This is a genomic window from Arthrobacter sp. JCM 19049, from assembly GCF_001310435.1.
Genome location: NZ_BAXF01000779.1, coordinates 1 through 796, shown reverse-complemented (window position 1 = coordinate 796; position 796 = coordinate 1). Strand labels below are relative to the sequence as shown.

Here is a 796-nt window from a genome sequence, read left to right as displayed (position 1 = left end):
CGGCAGAACGCCGTGTTCGGCGCGCTCAGCGCACTGGTGGCCGTCGTGCTGGTCGTGGCGCTGCTGGTGTTCACGCAGAAGATCCAGCTACCCGGGCAGCGGCAGACCCCGGCCGCCGCCGACCAGCAGCAGCCGATTGCCAACCTGATTGCCCGCAGCGTGACTTCACCTACCTGGATCCGAACGAGGTCGAGGTGCGGGTGCTGAACGCGGGCGGGCAGAACGGCCTGGGCGGCAGCACCGCACAGAAGCTGTCCCAGCGCGGTTTTCAGATTGCGCTGACCACCAGCGCGGTCAGCGACTACGCGGACACGGTGGGCGCGGTGGTTTCCGGCCCGCAGGGCTATGCGCAGGCGCTGACCCTGCAGCGGCACTTGGATGGGGCCGTGTACGTGTTCGACAAGGACAAGCGCGGGGCGCAGGTGGACTTTGAAATCGGTGCGAAGTTCGCCGAAATGACCAAGACCCGGCGCCTGGACAAGACGCCGGGTCCCCTGCAGTGTGCCGCGCCGGCGGCGAAGAAGTAGAAGAAGCCGGACGGCAGGGATGCCGGCGGTCTCCTGCCGCTAGGCCTGCTCGGCACGCACCTGACGTAGCGCCTGGACAAAGTTCTCGGCCGGCTGCGCCCCGGAGATCCCGTACTTGCCCTCCAGCACGAAGAACGGCACCCCGCTGATGCCCAGCTGGCGGGCCTGGTCGATGTCGGCTCGCACCTCATCGGCGTGGGCATCGGTTTCCAGCACGTCCAGCGCCTGCGAACGATCCAGGCCCACCGCGGCGGCCAGGTCGGCCAGGG

3 protein-coding genes are annotated in these 796 nt (G+C 68.7%); 2 read left to right on the top strand and 1 reads right to left on the bottom strand.

What is annotated here, in order from left to right; genetic code table 11:
- A partial coding sequence (locus JCM19049_RS16205; RefSeq protein WP_279403435.1) for a hypothetical protein occupies window positions 1–207 on the top strand: 207 nt, incomplete at its 5' end.
- Window positions 201–527 carry a LytR C-terminal domain-containing protein gene (locus JCM19049_RS16200; protein WP_279403434.1) on the top strand — a complete coding sequence of 109 codons (327 nt, stop codon included), beginning with the start codon at window positions 201–203 and terminating at the stop codon, window positions 525–527. The genes JCM19049_RS16205 and JCM19049_RS16200, both read left to right, overlap by 7 nt.
- Window positions 528–566: 39 nt before the next feature.
- Here the strand turns inward: JCM19049_RS16200 and JCM19049_RS16195 are convergent.
- Window positions 567–796: DsbA family protein (locus tag JCM19049_RS16195; protein WP_279403433.1), on the bottom strand; the 230-nt coding region annotated here is incomplete at its 5' end.